Consider the following 2,806-nt stretch of genomic DNA (forward strand, 5'->3'; position numbering starts at 1 on the left):
ACTTAGGGTCACCTTACCTTTCGGGAGGGCGTGAACCGGGGCCACTCCGACAGGCGCTCACCGGCCGCGCCTCCTGGCGCCGACCCCGGCCATGACCGCCGCACCCGAGGCCGACTCCGCAGTCCGCCCCGTCCGACCAGGAACGACCCCCCGAACCCCCCTCGCACGCAGCGCAGTTGTTAGCCACGTCACACACCTGAGGGAGCATTAGTTAGGTAAGGCTAAGCTAAGTTCAAAGAGCACAGATCGCCATGCCCCGCCTTCAGGGAGATGACCCCAGCATGACTTCACCCACCCGCAGCCCGCGTCGCACCGGAACGTGTGCGGCCATCGCCGTCGTGCTCGCCGCAGGCAGCACCGTGGCACTGACGGGCACCGCGTCCGCCCAGACCCGGCCGGCCGCTGCGGCCGTCACCACCGCGCCGGTCACCAACGGGCTCTACCAGTCCTCCTACTCGGAGCGGAACCACGTCCTGTGGACCACCTCATCGGTGGGGCGCCCGCCGGTGACGAACTCCGCCCTGACGAAGGTGGATCCGCAGACCCTGAAGGTGAAGGCGACCTACACCCCGCCGGTCACCGACGCGGCCACCGGCGCCGTCGAGGCGGTCTACGGTGTGGCGGTCGACGACGAGCACAACACCGTCTGGACCACCAACACCCGCGACAACTCGGTCGCCGTGTACAGCCAGCGCACCGGCGAGCACCTCGCCACGCTCCCGAACGTGGCCCACGCCCGGGAGGTCGTCGTCGACGAACGCCACGACACCGTGTGGGCGAGCGGGTACGGTGACGGCGCGCTCGTCGCCTTCGACAGCCGCACCCTGAAGGAGAAGAAGCGCGTCACGGTCGAGGGATCGGGCCCGACCGGCCTGGCCCTGGACGAGAAGTCCGGCACGGTCTACGCCGCCGACCTCACCAACGACCAGATCATCCAGGTCGCCACGGGCTCCGCGGCACCGCGGCTCATCCCGGCCGGCGACGGCCCCATCTCCGTCTCCCTGTCCAAGGACGGCCGCACCGCCTACACCGCCAACCAGACCGGCGGGGACGTCTCGGTCGTGGACCTGCGCAAGGGCCTCGTCACCAAGTCGGTCGCCACGGGCGCGGGCCCGCTGTCCGTCGCCACCGACACCCGCACGGGCAACGTGCTGGTGGTCAACCGCACGGACGCCGGCGTCTCCGTCGTCAGCCCGCGCAAGGGCGCTGTCGTGCAGACCGTGGCCGTGGGCGCCAACCCCAACCACATCGAGCTCGCCGGCGACTTCGCTTACGTCGTCGACAAGTCCGGTGCGGGCGCCGACGGCAAGGACCAGCTGCACCGCATCCGCCTCGCCCGCTGACCGGCCCGCCACCCACCGGAAGGGTCCGGCCCACCGCGCGACGCGGCGGTCCGGACCTCTTCGGTTGCCGGGTCCGGACCTCAGCCGCCGCGACGCGGCCGGGCGATCACGTACCGGCGCTCAGGGGCAGGAGATGGGGGCGCTTGGCGGTGCGTCCGTCCCCCGACGACCGGCCGCGCAGACGGCGTCCGAGCCATGGACCGAGGAACGCGGCGGCCCAGCGCAGTTCGGCACCGGCCGACTGCCAGCCGGTGGGGGGTACTCGGGGTGGCAGCGGATGCGTCCAGGAGTCGTCGCTCCGGGGCAGGTCGATCGCCTGGGCGACGGCTGCGGCGATCCGCGCGTGGCCGAGCGGCCCCGCGTGGAGCCGGTCCTCGCTCCACAGGCGTCGGTCGGTGGCGACGGGGTGCTGGGCGATTTCGGCGACGGCGACCCCGTGGCGGGCCGCAGCGGCGCGGATGAGGGTGTTGAGCTCCGACACCCGTGCCCTGACGGGCCGGGCGACGGGCGCGATCTTCCCCACGTCGGGAATGGTCAGCGTCGCCACCTGTGCCCCGGCGGCAGTGAGCGCGGCGAACATCTCCTCCAGGTGCCCGGCCACCTCCGCGACGTCGACCCGCGGCCGCAGCAGATCGTTGACCCCGGCCACGACGGTGGCCAGGTCGGGGCGGAGCGCGAGCGCCGGCTCCAGCTGTTCGGCGCGGACCTGACCGGCGACCCGTCCGCGCACGGCCAGATTGGCGTACTGGAGACCGGGGCTGACGGTGGTGAGGTGCTCGGCGAGCCGGTCGGCCCAGCCGCGCAGGCCGACGATGTCGTCCCCGTCGCCGACCCCTTCGGTCTGGCTGTCGCCCAGCGCGACGTACCGCAGGTACTCACCGCCCGGCATGAGCCGCCTGCCTCTCCCGCAGCACGGCCGCGATCCGCAGGCACCAGTCCCGGTGGCCCCGCTCGAAGGACACGCCACGCAGGCACGTCAGGTACGGTCCGACGCGTTCGCCGTGGCGGAGGAACTCCTCCTCGTCCGCGTCCCCGCGCATCTGCCGCAGCAGATCGTCGAGGAGCGCGATCTTCGCGTCCGCCACGGCCACTCGCTCGTCGAGTTGCTCGATGACCTGTGCGGTACCGATGCGGTCGGCGGACTGAACCTTGACGAGCAGGTCGTCGCGGATGAACGACGGCTTGGACGTGGTCGCGGCGAACTTCTCCAGCTCGTCGCGGCCCGCGTCGGTGACCTGGAAGACACGTTTGTTGGGCCGGGTCTCCTGGACCACCTGCCGGCCCTCGACCAGGCCTTCCTTCTCCAGTCTGGCCAGCTCGGTGTAGAGCTGCTGGGGCAGGGCGTGCCAGAAGTTCGCCACGCCGACGTCGAACGCCTTCGCCAGTTGGTACCCGCTGAACTCGCCGTCCAGCAGCGCCGCCAGCACGGCATGTCGCAAGGCCATCGAAGCAGCCCCTCCCTC

The 2,806-nt window shown here is 71.9% G+C and carries 3 protein-coding genes; 1 reads left to right on the forward strand and 2 read right to left on the reverse strand.

The window, feature by feature from the left end; translation table 11 throughout:
- The first annotated feature begins 281 nt into the window (after positions 1-281).
- Complete coding sequence (locus EAO72_RS40170; RefSeq protein ID WP_148022332.1) at positions 282-1,343, forward strand: YncE family protein; 1,062 nt, start codon at positions 282-284, stop codon at positions 1,341-1,343.
- Between the two features lie 106 nt (positions 1,344-1,449).
- Here the strand turns inward: EAO72_RS40170 and EAO72_RS40175 are convergent, their stop codons facing one another.
- Both EAO72_RS40175 and EAO72_RS40180 read right to left on the reverse strand, forming a co-directional pair.
- Positions 1,450-2,232, reverse strand: coding sequence for an SGNH/GDSL hydrolase family protein (locus EAO72_RS40175; RefSeq protein WP_148022333.1), 783 nt, complete (start codon positions 2,230-2,232; stop codon positions 1,450-1,452).
- Entirely contained in the window at positions 2,219-2,788 is a 570-nt protein-coding gene (locus tag EAO72_RS40180; protein WP_148022334.1) for a PadR family transcriptional regulator, read from the reverse strand. Before EAO72_RS40180 ends, EAO72_RS40175 begins: the two co-directional genes overlap by 14 nt.
- Positions 2,789-2,806: the final 18 nt, after the last annotated feature.

Source organism: Streptomyces sp. OR43, from assembly GCF_008042275.1.
In the GTDB taxonomy this organism is placed as follows: Bacteria; Actinomycetota; Actinomycetes; order Streptomycetales; family Streptomycetaceae; genus Streptomyces.

What these genes read in the sequence shown, in the direction of transcription:
- EAO72_RS40175 (WP_148022333.1), bottom strand. Translation starts at nt 2,232, where the DNA reads ATGCCGGGCGGTGAGTACCTGCGGTACGTCGCGCTGGGCGACAGCCAG.
- EAO72_RS40180 (WP_148022334.1), bottom strand. Translation starts at nt 2,788, where the DNA reads ATGGCCTTGCGACATGCCGTGCTGGCGGCGCTGCTGGACGGCGAGTTC.
- EAO72_RS40170 (WP_148022332.1), top strand. Translation starts at nt 282, where the DNA reads ATGACTTCACCCACCCGCAGCCCGCGTCGCACCGGAACGTGTGCGGCC.